This is a genomic window from Entomobacter blattae, assembly GCF_014672835.1.
GTDB lineage: Bacteria > Pseudomonadota > Alphaproteobacteria > Acetobacterales > Acetobacteraceae > Entomobacter > Entomobacter blattae.
Window position 1 is genome coordinate 2091017 of sequence record NZ_CP060244.1, and the last position, 21747, is coordinate 2112763.

Sequence of the window (21747 nt, forward strand, 5' to 3'; positions counted from 1 at the left end):
ACCGCTTTTCTAGGTAAGCCTACCATGGCAATGCTTGTATTTTTTACCGGATCCGCAAGGACACAAAGCATTTCTTGGCGTATCTTGCCATTCAGGGCGAGCAGGACTCAATTCAGCCTCCAACACTTCGCTCCCAGAAGACGCCATGCTTCCCAATGCAGATGGAGACATAGAGGCTAAGCCCGGATTTTGGCCCATATCACGAAAAGCAGGAGGAACTGAAAGATCTTCCCCTTCTGCCAAAGCCTCAGGATGCCCATAGGTAAAGCCTGTGGTATCCATATGCTGTGGGATCATTTCCTCTTCGGAAGGAGCTGCAGAGATCTGCACACGGGCGACAAGCATTGTGACACGCTCATGCATTTCATCCAGCATCATCTGAAACAGGCGGAAAGCCTCTTGCTTATATTCATTCAGGGGGTCTTTTTGACCATAAGCCCTTAGACCAATCCCTTGGCGGAGATGATCCAGAAATAACAGATGCTCCTTCCAAACGGCATCTAGAGTTGTAAGGAGCAGTTGTTTTTCTATATATTGCATAATATCAGCGCCAAACTCTTTGGCTTTCTCTGCCACAGCATGGCTTGCCGCCTCCTCAATGCGCTCACTAATTACCTGGGCATCAACCCCATCTTCCTTAACCCACTCGGAAAATGGTAAGTCCAGATTTAAAACCTCCTTAACGCGTGCGGCAAGCCCTTCTATATCCCATTGCTCTGCATAGGTTTTTTCTGGAATATGGCCACTCACCAGCCTTAAGATCACCTCCTGACGAATATTCTCAAGAATATCCGAAACATTCTCGGCAGCCATAAACTCCCGGCGCTGGGAGTACACCTCCTTACGCTGATCGTTCATGACGTCGTCATACTTCAAGGTATTCTTGCGCATATCGAAGTTACGGGCTTCAACTTTTTTCTGGGCTTTTTCCAAAGCCTTGTTAATCCAGGGATGTATAATGGCCTCCCCTTCTTTAAGCCCAAGCTTCTGAAGCATTCCCCCCATTCGGTCAGACCCAAAAATACGCATAAGATCGTCTTCCAAGGAGAGAAAAAATTTAGAATTTCCTGGGTCTCCCTGCCTGCCCGAACGCCCACGAAGCTGGTTATCCACCCGGCGACTTTCATGGCGCTCTGTACCAATAACAAACAGCCCCCCCGCTTGTTTTACCACGTCATGATAGTTCTTGACTTCATTGAGGATCCGCTCAGCATGCTGGTTATATTCTGGAGTGCCTTCCTCCCCGCTCAGCTCTTGCTCTAAGCGCATTTCTACATTCCCGCCAAGTTTAATATCTGTCCCTCGGCCAGCCATATTGGTGGCAATGGTAATGGAACCTGGAGCACCCGCCTGAGCAACAATAACAGCTTCCTGCTCGTGGAAACGCGCATTGAGAACATTATGCTTAATCCCACGCTTTTTTAAAATATCTGAAAGCAGCTCGCTTTTCTCAATGGAGGTTGTGCCCACCAAGACAGGTTGTCCCGTTTGAGAAACTTGCCCAATAAGCGTTGCCACAGCATTGTATTTTTCCTGTGCTGTCAAGTAGATTTCATCGTCACTATCCTTACGAATAACAGGCAGGTTGGTTGGAATAGCGACAACATCAAGCTTATAAATTTCTGCAAATTCATCGGCCTCGGTAAGGGCTGTACCAGTCATCCCCGATAATTTGGGGTATAATCGAAAGTAATTCTGAAAGGTAATGGAAGCTAGGGTTTGATTTTCCTGCTGAATTTCTACCCTTTCCTTAGCCTCTAGGGCCTGATGAAGCCCTTCAGAATAACGCCTGCCATCCATCATACGGCCAGTAAACTCATCTATGAGGATAACCTTGTTATCACGCACAATATAATCGACATCCCGTGAGAAGAGCGTATGAGCCCGTAAAGATTGCTGAACGTGATGAACGATGGAAACATTGTGAACATCGTACAGCCCTCCCTCATGCAAAATGGCAGCACCCCTCAACATTTGCTCGACCTTCTCTACCCCCTCCTCGGTGAGGATAGCCGTTCTAAATTTTTCGTCCTTCTCAAACGTTGCAGGGTCTTTAACCAGTTCAGCAACCACACTATCGACAGAAATATAAAGGGAAGAACTGTCCTCAGCAGGGCCTGAAATAATTAACGGCGTGCGGGCTTCATCTATCAGAATGGAATCCACCTCATCAACAATGGCAAAATTAAATGGGCGCTGAACCATTTCGAGAAGGGAATATTTCATATTATCACGCAGATAATCGAACCCAAATTCATTATTCGTGCCATAGGTAATATCGGCATTATAGGCTGCGCGCCTTTCCTCATCATTCAAATCCGCAACAATAACCCCGGTAGATAGCCCTAAAAATTCATAAAGTTTTCCCATTTGGGCTGCATCACGGGAGGCTAAGTAATCGTTCACAGTAACGACATGGACCCCTTTACCTTCCAACGCATTAAGATAGACGGCTAACGTAGCTACAAGGGTTTTTCCTTCACCGGTGCGCATTTCGGCAATACGACCCGAATGAAGGACCATGCCCCCAATCAGCTGCACATCAAAATGGCGCATCCCCAAAACCCTTTTAGAGGCTTCTCTTACCACAGCAAATGCTTCCGGCAAAAGGGCATCCAATGTTTCGCCTTGGGCGAGACGCTCACGAAACTCCTGGGTTTTGGCTGTTAACTGGCTATCTTGCAGGGCCTGCATCTGGGGCTCAAGCGCATTGATTTCAGGAAGGCGACGGCGAAAAGCCTTCAAGGAACGATCATTGGCATTGCCAAACAAGGCACGTGCAATACTGGCGAACATGGAAACCCTTCGGAAAAAAACTAAATTGGTTACAAAAAATGGAGCTTAACTGCCCCTCATCTGTATGTCTTTTATTGGCATCTCTTTATGGCCGCTTTACTACGGCATGGCATGGCTTTAACAAATACCATATTTTTCTCTAAATTTAAACTTCAAGGCCAAGGTCTTTTACTGGTGGAAATTATTATGAATAATTTCATTCTTACACTGATCCTCAGAAGAAGGTAAATCTTTTCTATGCCAAGAGATCTGTGCCAAGGGAGAAACTGATAGGGGTCAAACCCGTATCATTCCTTAATTCTTATCCAACTTTTTACCTAACGGCTTTTCTTCCCTCAGAGCAGCCACGCCGTGCCCTTACCCATTCACGCAAACTCAACCTCCTAGCCACGAATATACTCTCAAGCATGAGTGCACTCTTAAGACAGTGATGTATGGTTCTGTATGAACACGTTTAGTTCTGTATGAACACATTGGTGAGCAGGGAGGTTGCCAGATTATTCATTTTCTCAGCCCTGTAACAATAATTTTTAAGGAATAAACAAAACGGCTCTTGCCGAAAAAGAGAATATGCTTTTATAGATGTTTTATTTTCTTATCACAATCAAGGCTACAAATCATGCATATTTTCACCCCTAAGGCAGTTTACCTGGCTGCTACTTTCTCTTTACTGGTATCGTCTGGGTCTTTTGCTGCGTTAGCGGCTGAAAATGCACCCTCTCCTGCAAAGGACAGTCCTACAAAAAATACTCAAGATTCTACGGCCCTTGTTGCTACAGTCAACGGCCAGCCAATCTACCGCTCCCAGGTTGATAAAATCCTTTCTACACTCACACCCCAGCTTAAAAACAGGACGTCATCACCTGCTTCGACTGAACAGCTCAAACATCTGATTGCTGACCAGCTGATTAAACATCAGATTATTCTCCAAGAAGCCATAAAAGCAGGTATTGATAAAGACCCAACCATTCAAGACCAGATCAAGCGGGCAGGAGACAATATTTTGGAAAATGCCTATCTTTCCAAAATTATTACTCCCAAACTCACCGACAAGGCCATTAACGACTACTATAAGGCCCACTTTGCCAATAAAAAACCTGAAGAAGAAATTCACGCCAGGCATATTTTGGTTGATACGGAATCCACAGCAAAAGAAATTATCACCAAGCTTAAAAAAGGAGGAGATTTTGTTAAGCTGGCCAAAGAATACTCTAAAGACAAAGGCACAACACAAAATGGTGGTGATTTAGGGTGGTTTAAAAAAGATACCATGATCCCTGCCTTTTCAGATGCTGCTTTTAGCATGAAAGACAACTCCATCAGCAAAACCCCTGTGCAAACCCCCTATGGCTGGCATGTCATTGAAGTTTTGGGGCATCGGTCTTCCCCCATCCCCACGCTGGATTCCGTTAAAGACCAGATTCGTCAGAGTCTCATTCAGCAATATGTGCAAGATATTATGGATAAAGCTAATAAAGACAGCAGCGTTGTTCTTTATGATGACAATGGCAAGCCCATACCCACATCTGCAAAGGCCTCCTCCTCCGCTCCTGCCACTGTTCCTGATAGTAAACACTAATTGGCTATACTATAAGCCCCAAGCGATGATGTACTCATAGCATACATCGTTATCTCCGCCATTACGCGAAAGTCAGAGATTTTTGCCCTGTGATTTTTTGCCTTGTAAATATTTCTCATAAAATGGCTTAAATAGCGTAATGGCAGGGGGCAGGATTTATTGCCTTCCTTTTGCTAGCCTCTTTCTTTAAACGACCCCTCTTTAAACAACCATATTGGTAAGTTTATTTTCACTCTTGTTTTGTGATCTCTATGGCCCAATCCCTACCCGTTTCTCCCCTTGCAAAACCTTTACCCCCTCTTCATGCAGTTCCAGGCGTAAAGCTTGGCGCCTATGAAGCCAATATCCGCTACAAAAATCGTTTGGACCTTGTGATGTTCCAGTTTGAGAGCTCTACACAAGTGGCCGGGGTATTTACAAAAAATCTTTGCCCTGGTGCCCCCATTGATTGGTGCCGGAATGCCTTACAAGTCACAGGTGGCACTGCCCGTGCCTTGGTGGTCAATGCTGGGAACGCCAATGTTTTTACAGGTCAAGCAGGCAAAATCACCACCCAAGAAACTGCCGAGGCAGCAGCAAAGCTTGTTGGCTGCCGCCCAGAGGAAATCCTGCTTGCCTCTACTGGAGTGATTGGGGAAAAACTTGACTCTCATAAAATTACCACCCCCCTTCCTCACCTTTTTTCTCACATGACTGAAACCAAATGGGAAGAGGCTGCCAGGGGGATTATGACCACTGATACCTTCGCCAAGGCCAGTACAAGAAAAACCACAATTAACGGCAGCACCGTTATCATACAGGGAATTGCCAAGGGCAGTGGAATGATTGCCCCAGATATGGCCACCATGCTTTGTTTTATCGCCACCAATGCTGCCATCCCCGCACCTATTCTTCAGGAACTGCTTGCAGAAAATATCCAAGACACATTCAACAGTATCACTGTGGATTCCGATACCTCTACTTCTGATACTGTTCTTCTTTTTGCCACGGGAACTGCCAAAAACACGCCCCCTTTCTCTTCTCAGTCACAAGAGTTGAACCATTTTAAAAAAGCCCTTCATGAGGTTCTTCTCGATCTTGCCTTAATGGTTATTTCAGATGGGGAGGGGGCTCAAAAAATTTTCAAGGTATGTGTTAAAGGTGCTCAATCTGATAATTCTGCAAAACGAATTGCCCAAAGCATTGCCAATTCCCCTTTGGTAAAAACAGCGATCGCTGGAGAAGACGCCAACTGGGGCCGCGTTGTAATGGCTGTAGGAAAAAGCGGAGAACCTGCTAATCGAGATACTCTTTCCATCATGATTGGAGGCATCCCAGTCGCAATCAATGGGGTGGCTGTGAAAAATTATGATGAAACCCCAGTGGTCGCCCATATGAAAACACCCAATATCCTTATTGAGGTTGACCTTGGCATAGGCCAGGGGCAATCCCATATGTGGAGTTGTGACTTAACCCACGGATATATTGATATTAACGGCTCTTATCGAAGTTAACCTCTTTTACCTCCTCCTCTTCTAATCTGAGAATTGTGTATACATGCCCGCTTCACCCCCCTCTCCTGCCTTGGACAATACCCTCGATACGACAGAATGGGAGCGCAGGCAGATTATGGCCAAAACCGCCCGCTTTTCTCCCCCCTCTTCTATCCATCCGGATGGTAAAAAAGAGCTGGTTGGCCTTTCCCGAGAAGAAATGCTAGAAGCTGTTGCTGCTATCGGCGAACAGCCTTTTCGCGCTAAACAGTTATGGCATTGGATTTACCATCAAGGAGTGACAGATTTTTCGAAAATGTCTTCTATTGCCAAGCCGCTTCAACAAAAGCTTGCTGAGCATTTTCATATTTCTCGCCCAGAAATTGCTGTTCAAAGCACTTCTCAAGATGAGACACGCAAATTTCTGTTTCGATTTCGTGATGGGCAGGAAGCAGAAACCGTCTATATTCCCGACCGCAGAGAAGACCGCGGTGCTGTTTGTATTTCCTCACAGGTTGGTTGTACGCTTTCTTGTAAATTTTGCCACACAGGCACCCAGCTGTTAGCTCGTAACCTTGGCACTGCCGAAATTGTTAGCCAGTTTATGGCAGCCCGTGATAGCTATAAAGAATGGCCCAGCCCTAAAGGAGAAACCCCACGGCTTCTTTCGACCATTGTACTGATGGGGATGGGAGAGCCTCTCTATAATTATGAGAATGTCGCAAAAGCTATGCGAATCGTTATGGATGGCGAGGGTATTGCCCTTTCACGCCGTCGTATTACCCTTTCCACTTCTGGTGTTGTTCCCATGATGGACCAATGTGGCAGCGAGCTTGGGATTAACCTTGCCGTCTCTCTTCATGCCGTACGGGACGATTTACGCGATGAGCTAGTTCCCCTTAACCGCAAATATCCCATTAAAGAGGTCATCGCTGCCTGCAAAAGATACCCCGCAGCCAATAATTCCCGACGCATTACGTTTGAATATATCATGCTAAAAGGCATTAATGACTCAGAGGCAGATGCCCGAAAGCTTGTGCGTTTAATTGCTGGACTGCCCGCAAAGGTTAACCTTATTCCCTTTAATCCCTGGCCTGGAAGTGATTATGAACCTTCTACACGCCAGCAATTGGATAAATTTGCCGCTATCATTATGAATGCCGGTTTTGCCTCACCCATTCGTACCCCTCGGGGGCAGGATATCTTAGCAGCATGTGGACAATTAAAAACCCACTCACAAAGGCAGCGTGAAAAAGCGCTTTCTCTCCGCCATTAGCTTTTTACCTCAAACCTGGCGTTGCGGATAGCCAATTTGGCGGATTCTTCCTTGCGTGTTCGCCGAATTTGTAATGTTCGTCGCCTTTTAGTAGGCTCGCCTGAATATTTCCAAAAACATGGCAGGCCAGAACATCCTAATGACTTGGTTCATCATGATTGCCTCGGATATGTCTATTTACCAACACCAGGTGTGTGGCGTTTTATTCATGAACAGTCGGGGGAGACGGTCTCCGTTGTTCCCTCAGGGCGGCTGCGGGCTAATAATGGCGATGCCTTAACAGCTTCCCTCTGTGCTGGGTTAGGCATCGCCGTTCAGCCAGAATTCACTATCTGGAAAGAACTCGAGACCGGTGCGCTGGAAGCCGTGATGCTGGATTGGTCCTTACCTCATCTTACGCTTAATGCCGTGATGCCCCCAGGAACCTTGCGCCCAGCCCGGGTGATGCTGGTGACAGATTTTCTTGTTGAGGAACTACGGAAAGCTTTATGGGCTTATTATAAATACCATAAGAATAGGGTATTTCTACCATAACCTGAATATATATTTTTCCATGGGACGGCGAACGTCAAACTGAAAACCCTTTTCCTTTCAGGCAGAACCGGGTGCTGCTTTGCATACCAGCGAGAATTTTAACCTTGGTTCGACTGCCATCCATAACAGGGACTTCAATTTCTACTCCAAGAGCTGCTTGGGTCATCCGGAGGAGAACACTACAATAAATATTAGCCCTTTCACAAAGATGAATAACCCCTTGTAGAAGGAAGTTCTCTATCTCAGCTTACTGCTAAAAGAGGAACTCTTTATTTACAGGGATCGGGATTTTTTATTCTGCCCTTTCAGACCTGAACGTGGTTAACCAGAAAACAAAAAGGCATTGAGGGTATTATTTGCAATCTTTTTTCTGAAGAAGGGCACTTGATTACCTTTGCCATGCCCTGACTTAAACATGTTGGAAGATATTGCCATGGTCATCCCCTGGGGGATAGCTGTACACCACTCCCGGCAAGTCTGTTGCTATCAAGTCCGTTATTATAGTGCCAGAAATACCGCCAGCCCCATATCCAGGAAGTTTATTTCTGACACCCAGCACTCCCCAAAACACTGCTATTCTCCAAGACACTTGTTCCTTTAAAAGCTTATTTTAAAGGCCTTTAAAGATCATTGTGCACCACACCCTTTATTAGGAATTTTTTCTTATTCCGCTCTATCACGATCTAAAAAAAACCGGTAAGGATGGTTTAATGGCACACCAGAAAAGGGCTCAAGTTTCCAACCTGGTGTATGATCCCGGATATAATTTTGCCGATAGACTGACAAAATCGCTTCTAACCCCTGTTGTTGATAGATTGTATAATATTCTAACCAATGCTCTCCCCCAATAGAGCGTTCTGGATGATGTTTTCTAGCTTCCATAATTGCCCTAGCTCCATTGCGAATTTTATCCAGAAAATATTCAAAGCTACGGTTAGGAAATTCCCTAATATATAATCCGTAACTTAATCCCCCTGTATAATGGGCAACTTCTTGCGTTTTCTTTTTAATAAAATGATTCCCCTGGGCAATATGAGCTTCCAAATGGGCCCGAACAACAATTTTGGGCGGAACAGCAAAAAGGGGGCACCGATAAGCCATTTCCTGTAACAGGTTGGTCAGGGCGGTCGACGGTTTATAAAAGCTGTAATGACAATGAATGAGCTTGGTGACCACGACAGCATCAATAGTCTCAGGAACGGAATCAAGGGTTTCCAAAGAGTTTTGCGGAATGAAAAATTCATCGGCATCAACCGGAATAATCCACCTTAAATCCGGCCAAAGGAGGTTAGCCATAACATAAGCACTTGTGGTTTTTTCAGATTGATAATGGGCAATAATAGGATCATCAATAATGATAACCTCAACATGGTCGGCATATTTTTGAAAGTCCTTAACCAGCTCACCCGTATTGTCTGTGGATTTATTATTGATAACGATAAAACGCCTAACCCCAATAAAATAAAGCCACCAGAGATTTTCTGAAATAACATCGGCCTCGTTCTTCACCATTAAAATGGCAGCAGCAAATTGGTAAGCAGGAAACTCCCGGGTAGGAAATGCCATATCCCGATGCTCTCCAAATTGCAGAAGCTCCCCCTGAACAGTACCTGCCCATGAGGTTGGGTCTCCTAAAGGCTGATCACGAAGGGCGGGAGTTTGCATACCCCATATAAATTTTTCAAGATCGGAAGACATACATACCCTATCAACAAAAACAATAATGAAACCAAAATACTGCAAAATATTTTATCGGAGAAACACTTAAAAACACATCTTGCCATCAAGCTAACAACGTAGATACATTAGATAAATATAAATATCTTTTACATAACCAATCATTAGGACCCCAAGAGTAATTCCTATGGCAAGAAGTCTCAAATTTATACGAGAGCGGTAATTTTACTCTTCTTTTTATTTTACCCTGATTTTGTTTTATCCTTATTGAAATTTTTATCTTTCTGATGATTCAGCCAGAGTATTTTTCCACAAATTTGTTTAACAGATTGATTTAAAAGAAAGTTTTTTATGAAGATGCACCTTTCGAGTTCTCAAAAAAAAGTGCACGTTAGATCGTTTATCATTACGGTATTAATATGTTTTTCAGGCCTGATGGTTGGTCTCGATCTTGGCGTTATTTCAGGAGCCTTATCCTTTATTGCCCAAACATTCAAGGCCTCAACCCTAGCTTTGGAATGGATTGTGGGGATTATGCTGGCCGGAGCAGCTGTTGGCTCCATTCTTGCAGGCTACTGGGCAAAACAGTTGGGGCGAAAAAAATTACTCGTTATTACAGCAATTCTCCTTTTTTTAGGCTCTGGCGGATGCGCCATAGCCTGGTCTGTTTTTAGCCTTCTGATTGGCCGTTTTGTTATGGGCGTAGGCTTGGGTATTGCAGCCTTTGCGGCGCCTGTTTATATTTCTGAGCTGATCATGGAAGAAATACGTGGTCTGATGGGAACATTCTTCCAGCTTATGATCACCATAGGAATTCTGCTCTCATATTTAAGTAATTATTTTCTCAGTGGCTTGGACAATAACTGGCGCTGGATGTTTGCCATTGCTCTTATACCGGCCACATTATCGTTAATTTCAGTATTTTTTCTGCCTTCTGACCCACGCTGGCTTATTACTCGGGGGAGAGAAGAAGAAGCTTTAAAAACCTTAAAATATTTACGTTACACCGATGCCGCAGCTCATAAAGATATTGAAGGGATTAAAACAGATATTAAGACACAGACAACGGCCCAAAATGGATTTTCTCTTTTCAAAAACAATGTTCATTTTCGCCGGGCCGTATTTTTGGGAATAACCCTCCAGGCCATGCAGCAGCTTGCCGGTATTAATGCGATTATTAACTACGCGCCTACCATTTTTAAACTCGCAGGCTTTGGGGCGGACTCTCAATTAACAAATACGATCCTTGTCGGTGTTATTAACATTCTTTCTACCTTTATTGCCATGGCCCTTATTGAGAAATGGGGCCGTAAACCTATACTCTATATTGGCTTTAGTATCATGATGGTCAGCATGGCCGTTCTTGCCCTATCAATCAGCACAGGAAACGGTTCCTCCTTTGTACAGACTTTATCGGTGGCTATGCTCTTACTGTTTATTATTGGCTTTGCCATGTCGATTGGGCCACTCGCCTGGGTTATTTGCTCTGAAATTCAACCTTCCAATGGCAGAGATTTCGGAGTCTCGCTTTCCACCCTCAGTAACTGGATCTCCAATATGCTTGTAAGTGCGAGTTTTTTAAGCCTACTGGAACTGATTGGGTATGGTGGAACTTTCTGGATCTTTGCTGGCCTGAATGGACTATTCATTATCCTGACCTTTATGTTCGTTCCTGAAACAAAAGGTGTTGCCCTGAAAGATCTTGAGCAGAACCTGATGAAGGGGATTCAACTCCGCAAGATTGGAAGATAAATCCATCAATCCCCCTTAGCACCTTACTTGGCACCTTAACGGAAATCACTACCATAAAAAACGCAGGTGATGAGTGATATGGTCTTTCATAAAACTCTGGATGAACCAATAGGAATGGTCATATCCTTCGTGAAAGCGCAAATTGAGCTGTTGTCCAACCTTACGGGCCGCAGCTTGAAAATCTAGCGGACGGAGCTGGCCCTGTTGTAAAAAATTATCCTCACGACCTTGATCAATCAGAATAGATTGGGGATGAATATGCCCTTTCAGAAGTAGACAAGTGGCATCATACTCTTCCCAGCTTAGTGTGTCTTCTCCCAGATATCCCTTAAACGCCTTAATACCCCAAAGGCATTGGGTCGGATGGCAGATTGGAGCAAAAGCAGAAATAGACTTCCACTGATCTGGGTTTCTTAATCCATGAACCAATGCGCCATGTCCTCCCATAGAATGCCCCATAATGCCCTTGCAGTTTGACTTTACGGGAAAGGAAGACTCTATCCAGGCCGGTAACTCTTTGCTGATATAACTCCCCATTTGATAATGGCTTGACCATGGTGAAGCTGTAGCATCGAGATAAAACCCAGCTCCACTGCCAAAATCATAGGCCTCATCTTCGCCAGGCAAGCCCGTATGACGAGGCGATGTGTCTGGCGCTACGAGGATCAGATCATGCTCGGCTGCATATGAAAGAATGGTGGACTTGGTTAGAAAAGTTTCCTCAGTGCATGTCAGACCCGCCAGAACATATAATTGTGGGCAGGCACTGCCTTTGATAGCCCGTTCAGGAAGAAAAACAGCAAAGGCTGTCTCCCCCTTCAGAAAAGAAGACCTTCTTTTATAAACTCCTACCGTTCCACCGTAACATTTATGGAGAATAGAAGGGAAAAGAGCTGCCATATCACTTCCCATACTCAACTATTGTTCTAATACCTTCTCCTCGTTCCATCATCTCAAATCCTTCATTAATACGCTCAAGAGGGAGATGAGCGGTAATAAGATCGTCTATATTAATTTTCCCATCCATATACCAGTCAACAATTTTCGGGACATCTGTTCTCCCCCTTGCTCCCCCAAAAGCCGAACCAATCCAACGCCGGCCCGTAACCAGCTGAAAGGGGCGTGTGCTTATTTCCTGGCCTGCCCCAGCTACCCCAATAATGGTTGAGATCCCCCACCCGCGATGCGCACATTCCAGCGCTTGCCGCATAAGGGTGGGATTGCCTACACATTCGAAGGAATAATCTGCGCCTCCATCTGTAAGTTCAATAATATGCTGAACAACATCTTCCCCCTTACCCAATGTTTGGGGGTTGATGAATTCCGTAAGCCCAAACTGACGAGCCATGGCCTCGCGCTTTGGATTGATATCGACCCCTATAATCCGGCCAGCACCAACCATTTTAGCACCTTGCACAACATTCAGCCCAATGCCCCCCAAACCAAAGACAACCACCGTTGAGCCATACTCAACCTTCGCTGTGAATAAAACAGCGCCAATCCCTGTTGTAACACCGCATCCGATATAACAAACCTTATCAAAGGGAGCATCCTTGCGGATTTTTGCCAAAGCAATTTCTGGCATAACGGTATAATTGGCAAAAGTAGAACACCCCATGTAATGATGGACAGGCTTGCCTTGATAGGAAAAACGCGTTGTACCATCTGGCATAAGGCCCTTACCTTGCGTTCCCCTTATGGCAGTACACAGATTGGTTTTCTGCGAAAGGCAAGATTTACATTGCCGACATTCAGGTGTGTATAAGGGAATAACATGATCACCTGGTTTAAGACTGGTTACCCCACTCCCCACCTCACATACGATACCCGCACCTTCATGGCCGAGAATAGAAGGAAAAATGCCTTCCGGGTCATGACCAGAAAGGGTATATTTATCCGTATGGCATAAACCCGTTGCCTTTATTTCTACCAGGACCTCTCCAGCCTTGGGGCCTTCGAGCTGGACGGTATCCACAATCAAGGGTTTACCCGCTTCTAGGGCAAGCGCTGCTTTTATATCCATCGATCTTTCCTCTCTATAAAAAGAAAAACTGCTTTGTTCCCCATTCCATAGGATTATAATCTTTGGTGGGTTTTGCTGGTCTGTAACAAAAAATTTCAATACCCCATTTTCATTCTCAAAAACAGCTTTTTCCGTTAATCTTATGGGAAAATAAAAGAACCATGGTTGCTTTATCACCTTTTCCCAATATTATAATACCTTTTAAAAACCCATAAGCTAGGCCTTTAAAAACCACTTATATTAAATTCATTTTCGAAATCAATAAAGTTTATGATCGTTAATCGTCGTATCGGTGTCTATATTCTCCTGCGTGAAAGTTTAAGATCCCTTCTTGCCCTTTTTGCATGGGATCTGCTCGTTGTTATTCTTTTCCAGCTCTTTCATCAGGAATGGATGGAACAGCCTGCTCTTCCCATCTCCCTTATCGGTTCAGCCCTTGTGCTGTTCATGAACGTTCGCAACAATGCAGCCTATAGCCGATGGTGGGAGGGGCGCTCCTTATGGGGCATGGTTACCAACAATTGCCGCTCTTTTGGTAGGCAGGCCGGAACCTTGTTAAACAACCGCCCCGATCTTGCCTGTGCTATGGCTGCCTATGCCCATTCCTTGCGGGGAAGCTTAGGAGATATTGATGTTTCAGCAGATGTAAGGCGCCTCCTCCCAGAAAAGATAGAAAAGCGGATCCGGGGAATTTCTAACCAGCCTAACGCCATTTTATACGAAATTGGAGTAGAGGTGAATGCCGAAGTGGCCAGGCAAAATATCGATGGCGCTGTTCATGGGCAAATTGACCGTATCCTTTCCGACATGGCCAATGCGCAAGGGGGGCTAGAAAGAATCCGAAAAACGCCTTTAGCAATTCAGTTTTCAGGACTCCCCCGTTTTCTGACCATTTGCTTTTGCCTTGTTCTTCCCCTCTCCATGGTGCAAAGCCTGGGTTGGATTACCCCGCTTGGTTCATCCCTTGTAGGGTTCCTTTTCGTAGCCCTAGACAAAATCGGGCATGATCTGGAAGAACCTTTTCGCAATAACACAGCCCATACCCTCCCCATGAAGGCCATGGCAATCACCATCGAGATAGACCTGCTGCAACCTTTGGGATTACCAGCCCCACCCCCCTTGCAACCTGAAGGAGGAGTGCTCATATAAAAAAGGTTATGGCCTTCCCTTTTTAACAGCCAATCCTGCCCGTTCTGGCCTAAGAAATTGTATGGCAACAAACAAATTGGAAGACATAATTAAATAAATGTGATATAATCCGCAAGTCATGAATATGTTTAAATCAACAGCCAAAGCCCACGTCACAGATATCACTGCCCGCAATGCTGCAAAAAAAACAGCTGCTGAAGCAAAAAGTTTCAAACTTTCTGAGTTCGACCTTTTCCAGGAAGGCGATGCAATTGTTTATGCCGCCCACGGCGTTGGGCGTGTAGATAGAATTGGCACGGATGAAATTGCCGGCACCAAGCTTGAGATTATCCAAATCTCTTTCCCTGGAAACCAGATGACCTTGCGAATTCCTCTTTCTAAGGCCAAGAAATCTGGGCTTCGCAAAATTGCCTCGCGGGAAATTGTAGACAAAGCCATGAGCACCATTAAAGGGAAACCACAATCCAATAAGGGAATGTGGGCTAGGCGAGCTGTGGCCTATCAAGAAAAGATCAACTCTGGTGATTTGTTACAAATTGCCGAAGTATTGCGTGACTTAAGGCGTAATGCGGGGAGTTTGGATGGCAGCTTTAGCGAGCGCAAGCTGTTTGAAGCTGCCCAAGACAGATTTGTAGCAGAAGTTGCTATTTTGGAAAACCGCCCAATTGATGTCGTTCTGGTGGAACTTACAGCGGTTATGAAATCTGCATAGCATGCATTTTTTCTATTTAACCTAATTTTATACTTTTTGCTTCATATTAATATTCTCTCAATAAGGGTAACCTGTTTTGGGGTTTTTGTGCTGAGCTTCTTTATCCTGAATCCGCTCGCTTTATATCCCTAATCGGTTTGTTCCCAAAGCCCTTCCCCTATGGCAGGTGGACTTTTTAAACAAGGGAATATGCTCCATGACCAAAACCAGAATTTTACTGGTTGAGGATGAGTTTGTTATTCGACTCTCTCTTTCCGAATTTCTCGAAAATAAGGGATTCGCTATTTTACAAGCTGAAACCAGTTATGACGCTAGAAAAATTATTAACAGCCATCCTGTAGACTTACTCATCACCGACCTTTCTCTTCCTGGCCTATGGAATGGCGTTCAGCTTGCTGAATTTGTCCGAAAAAAGCATAAAAATATTCCTGTTATTTTTACAAGTGGCACCTTTAGTCATCCAAACTCCACTCTTTTTAAAAACCTGACTTCCACTCATAAAGATATTTTTATTACTAAACCTTACCAGTTAGATTTTATCCTAGAGACAATAAAAAAGCTGCTCTCAGTCTAATATTTCTGGAGTCAGCTCAACTCTCTCTCGCTTTTTTCTTCGTAAAATCTCCCTTGTTTTCTCCCCCTGATCTTAATAGAATAAAAGGGCTATCTCGCCAGAACGATAATGGTTTTTTCATTGGCAACAAGACAGGCGCCCCGAAAATCGATGCAGAAACGCACTGCCCATCTCACTTCATTTTTTCAAGATTCCTTTTCCGCCTCAAAAACCAAATCTTCCTTGGATCAATTCGAAAGAAAATTGACTTTTCTGGAAAAAATGCTCCATATCCAACGGGTCGTCATCAGGGTTTTTCTTATCGGCCTATGGTCATGCCTTTGCATTGTCCTGCAAAGCCTTTTCCTCAAATTACCCGGCTCAGCAAAAATTCGCATGCCCCGCCTTTTTTGGAAAAAAGTCTGCACAATGCTCGGCCTAAAAGTCAGGGTTATCGGTGCTCCCATTAGAAATTACAAAGCAAAGGGCCGACCGGTTATCTATATCTCCAACCATTCTTCATGGTTAGATGTTCCTGTACTGGGCGCAAGTGTGTATGCCTGTTTTGTCGCCAAGGAAGAAGTGGGAACATGGCCAATCATCAGCACCATATCCCGGCTTGGTCGAACGATTTATGTAAGCCGTCAAAGGGGCACAACAGGCCGTGAACGTGACACTATGATTACCCGCTTACAGGAAGGTGACAACCTGATTCTTTTCCCTGAAGGAACCTCTTCCGATGGCTCTAGGGTATTGCCGTTTCTTTCCTCCTTTTTTAGTATTGCCAAAACTTTTTCCAAAGAGGAAAAACTTCAGCGCATAACCCCTCTTCTTCAGCCTGTTTCTATTGTGTATGATCAGCTAGAAAACTTACCTGTAGGAAGAAGACGGCGGAGTATTTTTGCCTGGTATGGAGATATGGAACTAGCACCCCATTTCTGGAAACTGGGCCAATGGAGAAATATGCGCACCACTGTTTTATTGCATCCCCCCATTGATCCAGACCTTTTTTCCTCTCGGAAGGCCTTAGCGATTACAGCCTGGAAAGCCGTTGATGAAGGAGCAGCAGCCCTTCGCCAGATGCGTGAACCTCCTGTTTTATAGGCCTATATATTTTATTAAGCCTATAGCTGCTTCTTAAAAAGAGATCCTCCCGCCCTTAACCTGGTAAAACGGTTTTTTACGTTTCATGACAAAAAACTTTAATTTCCCCATTAGACACGATATAGAATACAAAGCCTTTCTAGTTCCTTTGAGCACCTGTCCTTAAGCGCTTGTAAGGATGTAGACCAAACTGCTATTTTATTTTAGGAAATGCTCTTAGCTCAGTCTTTATCGCCTTCTTAACTCCTTCTTCATCAACAATAAAGTATAGACTCAATATATGCCCGTACCTTCTTCTACCTCTTCTTTGCGCAAGCTTCACGTGATTACCTGGGGTTGCCAGATGAATGTTTATGATAGTGCCCGCATGCAAGATGTTTTAAAACCGATTGGCTACAGGGCTACTGCTTTCCCTGAAGAAGCAGACATGATTATTCTCAACACCTGCCATATTCGTGATAAAGCCGCAGAAAAGGTCTTTTCAGAGCTTGGTCGCTTAAGGCTTATTAAACAGGCACGAGAAAAAGAGGGTCAGCAAACCATTCTGGCAGTTGCTGGTTGTGTGGCCCAAGCAGAGGGAAAAGAAATTCTAACCCGAGCGCCCTATGTTGATATTGTTCTGGGCCCCCAAACCTATCATCGCCTTCCTGAAATGGTTGCCCGCATAGCACGTGCCGGTAAAACCGTTATCGAGACTGATTTTCCAGTAGAACAAAAATTTGATTTCCTGCCCGCCCCCACTACTGAAAACCAACTGACAGCCTTTCTAACCATTCAGGAAGGATGCGATAAATTCTGCTCTTTCTGTGTAGTCCCCTACACACGAGGGGTTGAAAGTAGCCGGCCTGTATCTTCTGTCCTGGCGGAAGCCCGTGCTCTTATCAAAATGGGTGCTGGTGAAATTACTTTACTGGGGCAAAACGTCAATGCCTATCATGGCCTTACAGAAGATGGGCAACCCTGCACACTGGCAGATCTCATAAAAAGCCTAGCAGCTCTGCCGGGGCTTAAGCGTATTCGTTATACAACGTCTCACCCTCGGGATATGAGCGATGATCTCGTTGAAGCCCATAAAGAAATCCCCGCTTTAATGCCCTTCATCCATCTTCCAGTTCAATCGGGTTCAAATAAAATCCTCTTAGCGATGAACCGTGGGCACCAGGCCGGCTTTTATATGGAGTGGATTGAAAAACTGAAACGCGCAAGACCAGATGTTGCCATATCCTCGGACTTTATCGTAGGATATCCTGGTGAAACGGATAAGGACTTTGAAGACACCATGTCTTTGGTTAAACAAGTTGGTTTTGCCCAAGCCTATTCCTTTAAATACTCTCCTCGACCGGGCACCCCTGCAGCCAACGCCCCCGGCCAACTGCCAGAAGATGTTAAGGATGAAAGGCTTTATCAGCTTCAGGATTTATTACGCAGCCAGCAAGATTCCTTTAACCAAACCCTTGTGAACAAGGTTGTAAATGTCTATTTTACAGGAAAAGGTCGAAAAGACGGGCAAATTACTGGGCGTAGCCCTTATCTTCAGCCAGTGCATGTTATTGGTGATGAAACACTCATTGGTCAGGAGCGGCCTGTTTATATCTCTCAACAACTCACCAATTCCCTTGGTGGACAAATCAAGGAGCTTGAAAACACTTAATGCGTACAGACACGCCATCCCCCATGCCCCTTTCTGTGCCACTCTCTCCTGACACCCCACCGCCGATCATACTGGTTTTTGAAAATAATCCTTCCCTTGCCCTACTTGTTGGCCAGCACGATCAGCATCTAGCCCTTATTGAGCAATCTCTTGGGGTGCGTCTTTCCTGTCGGGGAAGCCAGATTGTCATTAGAGGAAATGTTGAAAACTCGCACCTCGCCCAACAGGTTTTGGAAAGCCTCTATTCCAACCTTAATGCCGGACAGCCTATTGATGCAGACATCATAGCCTCCACCATTCGTATGGTTGCACCGAAGGCTAAACAAGCCAAACAGAAAGCAAGACCCCTCTCTGAGGGTGAAGAGTCCTCAGATCGGCTTTCATCAGACAATCTTCCGGAAATAAAAACCAAAAAAGGTAATATTCTCCCCCGTTCTCCTGGGCAAGCTCAGTATATGCATCACTTAGCTCACCAGAAAATGGTTTTTGGAGTTGGCCCTGCTGGTACAGGAAAAACATTCCTTGCAGTTGCCCAAGCCGTTGCCATGCTGCATGCTGGACTCGTAGACAGGATCATCCTCTCACGACCTGCCGTTGAAGCAGGCGAACGGTTGGGGTTTTTGCCTGGGGATATGAAAGAAAAGATAGACCCCTATCTTCGTCCCTTATATGATGCTCTTCATATCATGATGCCAGCAGAACAAATTAACAAGCGGATGGTGAGTGGGGAAATTGAAGTGGCTCCCTTAGCTTTTATGCGCGGCAGAACGCTTGCCCATGCCTATGTTATTCTTGATGAGGCTCAGAATACAACATCGGCTCAAATGAAAATGTTTTTAACACGCATGGGAAGTGGCACCCATATGGTTATTACCGGAGACTTAAGCCAGGTTGATCTTCCCGCAGGCACGGTTTCTGGCCTTAAAGATGCTATTGAAACCTTACACAATATCGAAGGTATTGCCACGATGCGCTTTACCTCTGCCGATGTTGTTCGTCATCCCCTCGTAGCCCGTATCGTCGATGCCTATGATAAGAAAAAAACAGGCCACACCCGTAACGTTAAAAAAATATCCCCTTCATAAATGCCCACCCTTCCTTATCTTCCGGCCGCCTACACGGTCAATGGCTATAACATTCTTATCCAGAATAAAAGCTGGCTAAAACCTCTTTCCCGTGCTTCACGCCTTGTTCAGCGCATGACCCAACGAACCGGTGGGAAAGGGAATATCGTTTTTGCCGATGACTATACCCTTCAAAAGCTTAACCATACTTTTCGTAAAAAAAACAAGCCGACTAATGTCCTGACTTTTGAATCGCCTCACCCCTTCATTGGGGGAGATATTGTGCTGTCTTTTGAAACCTTGAAGAAGGAATCTTCTCAACAGCGTAAACCGTTTTTACACCATACTGCCCATATTCTTGTGCATGCCCTTCTTCATCTTCAAGGGTACGACCACCTCTCCGCGGGAGAAGCCCGCATTATGGAAATGCAGGAGATCCTCCTGCTGTCCTACTTAGGAATTCCTAATCCCTGGAAACCACGCCAATTTTACGAAGATAACCCGCGCGCATGACCCTTCCTTCTGAATCCTCCAACCCTCCCTTATCGCTTCTTGCACGATTACGAAATTATTTCATTCATTTTAACGATCGAAATACCGATGGAGGGTTACGTCATTCTATCACCAAGCTTATTCAACAAGCTGACTCAGGCGAGGCAAAGGCTGAATCTTCTACTCCCCTTTCTGAAATGGACCAGCAGGAAAGGGCCCTTCTGGCTAATGTCCTTAAGCTACGCGACATTACTGCCGATGATGTCATGGTTCCCCGCGCCGATATTATTGCCCTTCCACTGGAAACTTCGCTTGATCAGGCTCTAGCTTTTACGCGCCAGGAAAACCACTCACGTATTCCTGTTTACGAAGGAGAGCTAGACAATATTGTGGGAATGCTCCATGTGAAAGACCTAATCGCCTATATTGGAGAGAAGGCCGAATTCCAACTTAAAAGCATATTACGCCAACCCTTAATGATCGCCCCGCAAATTCCCGTTCTCGATCTCTTGCTGCAAATGCGACAAAAGAGGATTCACCTTGCCCTTGTTATTGATGAATATGGAGGGGTTGATGGCTTGGTCACAATTGAAGACCTGGTAGAGACCATTGTGGGTAAAATTGATGATGAACACGATGAGCCTGAAACCCCCATGCTGGTAGAGCGACCCAATAATACGTACGATATTTCGGCTCGGATGCCGCTTTCAGAATTCGAAGACAAATTTGGCCCCATCCTCACCGATGAAGAACGCCATTCTGATATTGATACCGTAGGAGGCTTGGTTTTTAGAATTGCGGAGCATGTTCCTGCCAAAGGTGAGGTTTTAACCCATAAGAGCGGCTTTGTCTTCCGTGTTCTGGATGCAGATGCCAGGCATATCTACCGGGTAAGGCTTAAAACCCCTACCCTCCCAATCCAGCCTGAAAACCAGGAACCTCCTTCTGCTGACCCCGCTCCATAAAAGGGCAAAAGACGCTTTAAACCTTGTAGCATTAAATGACTATGGACTACCAAAACCAACTATGACCAGAACCACTATGATGGCTATGGAACAGGCCCTATTAGGACCCAAAGACAGGCCTGAATAAAATCAAACAAGGGGTCCCGAAAAGAGATGGGTAATCCCATCGGTTCCACTTTCCACCCCTTCTCCGTCCAAAACAAAGTCGTGAGACATTTTTAAGGTCATCTCCTGAGTTGTACCATGAAGGGATTGTATACGGTGCCCTTGATGCATTAAAATCTCGTGGTGGGAGCTCTTCTGGGGATCCTGTTCAGATGTTTCATGAGGCTTTAGACAATGTCAAGCCAGTGGTTGAGGTTCGTTCGCGCCGTGTGGGTGGTGCTACCTATCAGGTTCCTGTTGAGGTTCGTGCAGAGCGCAGGCAGGCATTGGCCATTCGTTGGCTGATAGATGCTTCTCGGAAGCGTGGTGAAAATACCATGCAGGAGCGTCTTTCAAATGAGCTGCTCGATGCGGTAAATAACCGTGGTGCAGCTGTAAAAAAACGTGAAGACACGCATCGTATGGCTGAAGCCAATAAAGCGTTTAGTCATTATCGTTGGTAATTTGGTTATTGAGTATATTAGATTTCTACATGCTATTTTGTCCCAGTGGGCACCAGAACGGAGATATTGAATAATGGCAAAGGCAAAGTTTGAGCGGAATAAACCCGATTTTATGAAATAGAACCGACAGAATAGAACCAGCAGAAAGGAAAGTTCCGTTTTTTATAAGAGGGAATTTTTTCTTAACCAGACAGAAACGTTTCCTCCCCCCATTTTCAAAAATGATTAGCTAAAAAGCTGCTTGGGTTAATAAGAGATACCTTATAATCCCCACGAAAATCCATTTTTTCCTCTCCCTTCCAGGACAAACCCCTTTTCATAAATTTTATGCGAGAGTATG

The 21747-nt window shown here is 45.1% G+C and carries 18 protein-coding genes and 2 pseudogenes; 14 read left to right on the forward strand and 6 right to left on the reverse strand.

From position 1 onward, the window contains the following. Positions 1-9: 9 nt before the first annotated feature. Positions 10-2796: a preprotein translocase subunit SecA gene (secA, locus tag JGUZn3_RS09295; RefSeq protein WP_203413256.1), complete on the reverse strand. Its 2787-nt coding sequence runs from the start codon at positions 2794-2796 to the stop codon at positions 10-12. A gap of 619 nt (positions 2797-3415) precedes the next feature. Here secA and JGUZn3_RS09300 point away from each other — a divergent pair. From JGUZn3_RS09300 to JGUZn3_RS09315, 4 genes are all read left to right on the forward strand, one after another. Next, complete coding sequence (locus JGUZn3_RS09300) at positions 3416-4375, forward strand: peptidylprolyl isomerase (protein WP_203413257.1); 960 nt, start codon at positions 3416-3418, stop codon at positions 4373-4375. Positions 4376-4626: 251 nt separating this feature from the next. Beyond that, on the forward strand, positions 4627-5868 hold the full coding sequence (gene argJ / locus JGUZn3_RS09305; RefSeq protein ID WP_203413258.1) for a bifunctional glutamate N-acetyltransferase/amino-acid acetyltransferase ArgJ: 1242 nt from the start codon (positions 4627-4629) through the stop codon (positions 5866-5868). Between the two features lie 43 nt (positions 5869-5911). Further along, on the forward strand, positions 5912-7123 hold the full coding sequence (rlmN, locus tag JGUZn3_RS09310) for a 23S rRNA (adenine(2503)-C(2))-methyltransferase RlmN (protein ID WP_203413259.1): 1212 nt from the start codon (positions 5912-5914) through the stop codon (positions 7121-7123). A gap of 21 nt (positions 7124-7144) precedes the next feature. Next, positions 7145-7657 carry a substrate binding domain-containing protein gene (locus JGUZn3_RS09315; protein ID WP_275402840.1) on the forward strand — a complete coding sequence of 171 codons (513 nt, stop codon included), beginning with the start codon at positions 7145-7147 and terminating at the stop codon, positions 7655-7657. A gap of 37 nt (positions 7658-7694) precedes the next feature. Here the strand turns inward: JGUZn3_RS09315 and JGUZn3_RS09320 are convergent. Both JGUZn3_RS09320 and JGUZn3_RS09325 read right to left on the reverse strand, forming a co-directional pair. Further along, positions 7695-7853: pseudogene (locus JGUZn3_RS09320) on the reverse strand (DnaJ C-terminal domain-containing protein); the annotation flags it as partial. A gap of 467 nt (positions 7854-8320) precedes the next feature. Further along, entirely contained in the window at positions 8321-9355 is a 1035-nt protein-coding gene (locus JGUZn3_RS09325) for a glycosyltransferase family 2 protein (RefSeq protein ID WP_203413262.1), read from the reverse strand. Between the two features lie 336 nt (positions 9356-9691). Between JGUZn3_RS09325 and JGUZn3_RS09330 the strand changes: the two genes are divergently transcribed. Then, positions 9692-11086 (forward strand): sugar porter family MFS transporter, encoded by a 1395-nt coding sequence (locus JGUZn3_RS09330; protein ID WP_275402876.1) that lies wholly within the window; start codon positions 9692-9694, stop codon positions 11084-11086. Between the two features lie 48 nt (positions 11087-11134). Here JGUZn3_RS09330 and fghA read toward each other — a convergent pair whose 3' ends face one another. Together fghA and JGUZn3_RS09340 are read right to left on the reverse strand one after the other, a co-directional pair. After that, the gene (fghA, locus tag JGUZn3_RS09335) at positions 11135-11986 is read right to left on the reverse strand and encodes an S-formylglutathione hydrolase (protein WP_203413264.1); all 852 of its coding nucleotides are present in this window, start codon (positions 11984-11986) and stop codon (positions 11135-11137) included. 1 nt (position 11987) lies between these two features. Then, positions 11988-13109, reverse strand: a complete 1122-nt coding sequence (locus JGUZn3_RS09340; protein ID WP_203413265.1) for an S-(hydroxymethyl)glutathione dehydrogenase/class III alcohol dehydrogenase — start codon at positions 13107-13109, stop codon at positions 11988-11990. Positions 13110-13379: 270 nt separating this feature from the next. Between JGUZn3_RS09340 and JGUZn3_RS09345 the strand changes: the two genes are divergently transcribed. The 8 genes from JGUZn3_RS09345 to JGUZn3_RS09380 all read left to right on the forward strand — a co-directional run bounded on the left by JGUZn3_RS09345 (position 13380) and on the right by JGUZn3_RS09380 (position 20799). Next, complete coding sequence (locus JGUZn3_RS09345; protein WP_203413266.1) at positions 13380-14258, forward strand: bestrophin family protein; 879 nt, start codon at positions 13380-13382, stop codon at positions 14256-14258. A gap of 118 nt (positions 14259-14376) precedes the next feature. Further along, the gene (locus JGUZn3_RS09350; RefSeq protein ID WP_203413267.1) at positions 14377-14970 is read left to right on the forward strand and encodes a CarD family transcriptional regulator; all 594 of its coding nucleotides are present in this window, start codon (positions 14377-14379) and stop codon (positions 14968-14970) included. Positions 14971-15166: 196 nt separating this feature from the next. Next, a complete protein-coding gene (locus JGUZn3_RS09355) occupies positions 15167-15544 on the forward strand; it encodes a response regulator (protein ID WP_203413268.1) in 378 nt (125 codons plus the stop codon). Between the two features lie 150 nt (positions 15545-15694). Continuing rightward, positions 15695-16627, forward strand: coding sequence for a lysophospholipid acyltransferase family protein (locus tag JGUZn3_RS09360; protein WP_238996799.1), 933 nt, complete (start codon positions 15695-15697; stop codon positions 16625-16627). 280 nt (positions 16628-16907) lie between these two features. Continuing rightward, positions 16908-18278 carry a tRNA (N6-isopentenyl adenosine(37)-C2)-methylthiotransferase MiaB gene (gene miaB, locus JGUZn3_RS09365; RefSeq protein WP_203413269.1) on the forward strand — a complete coding sequence of 457 codons (1371 nt, stop codon included), beginning with the start codon at positions 16908-16910 and terminating at the stop codon, positions 18276-18278. 23 nt (positions 18279-18301) lie between these two features. Continuing rightward, positions 18302-19363 carry a PhoH family protein gene (locus tag JGUZn3_RS09370; protein WP_203414894.1) on the forward strand — a complete coding sequence of 354 codons (1062 nt, stop codon included), beginning with the start codon at positions 18302-18304 and terminating at the stop codon, positions 19361-19363. Then, a complete protein-coding gene (gene ybeY / locus JGUZn3_RS09375) occupies positions 19364-19855 on the forward strand; it encodes an rRNA maturation RNase YbeY (protein WP_203413270.1) in 492 nt (163 codons plus the stop codon). Further along, the gene (locus JGUZn3_RS09380; protein WP_203413271.1) at positions 19852-20799 is read left to right on the forward strand and encodes a hemolysin family protein; all 948 of its coding nucleotides are present in this window, start codon (positions 19852-19854) and stop codon (positions 20797-20799) included. Before ybeY ends, JGUZn3_RS09380 begins: the two co-directional genes overlap by 4 nt. 129 nt (positions 20800-20928) lie before the next feature. Here the strand turns inward: JGUZn3_RS09380 and JGUZn3_RS09385 are convergent, their stop codons facing one another. Continuing rightward, on the reverse strand, positions 20929-21075 hold the full coding sequence (locus JGUZn3_RS09385) for a hypothetical protein (RefSeq protein WP_203414939.1): 147 nt from the start codon (positions 21073-21075) through the stop codon (positions 20929-20931). Between JGUZn3_RS09385 and rpsG the strand changes: the two are divergent. Then, positions 21045-21407: pseudogene (gene rpsG / locus JGUZn3_RS09390) on the forward strand (30S ribosomal protein S7); the annotation flags it as partial. The gene JGUZn3_RS09385 and the pseudogene rpsG overlap by 31 nt on opposite strands. Positions 21408-21747: the final 340 nt, after the last annotated feature.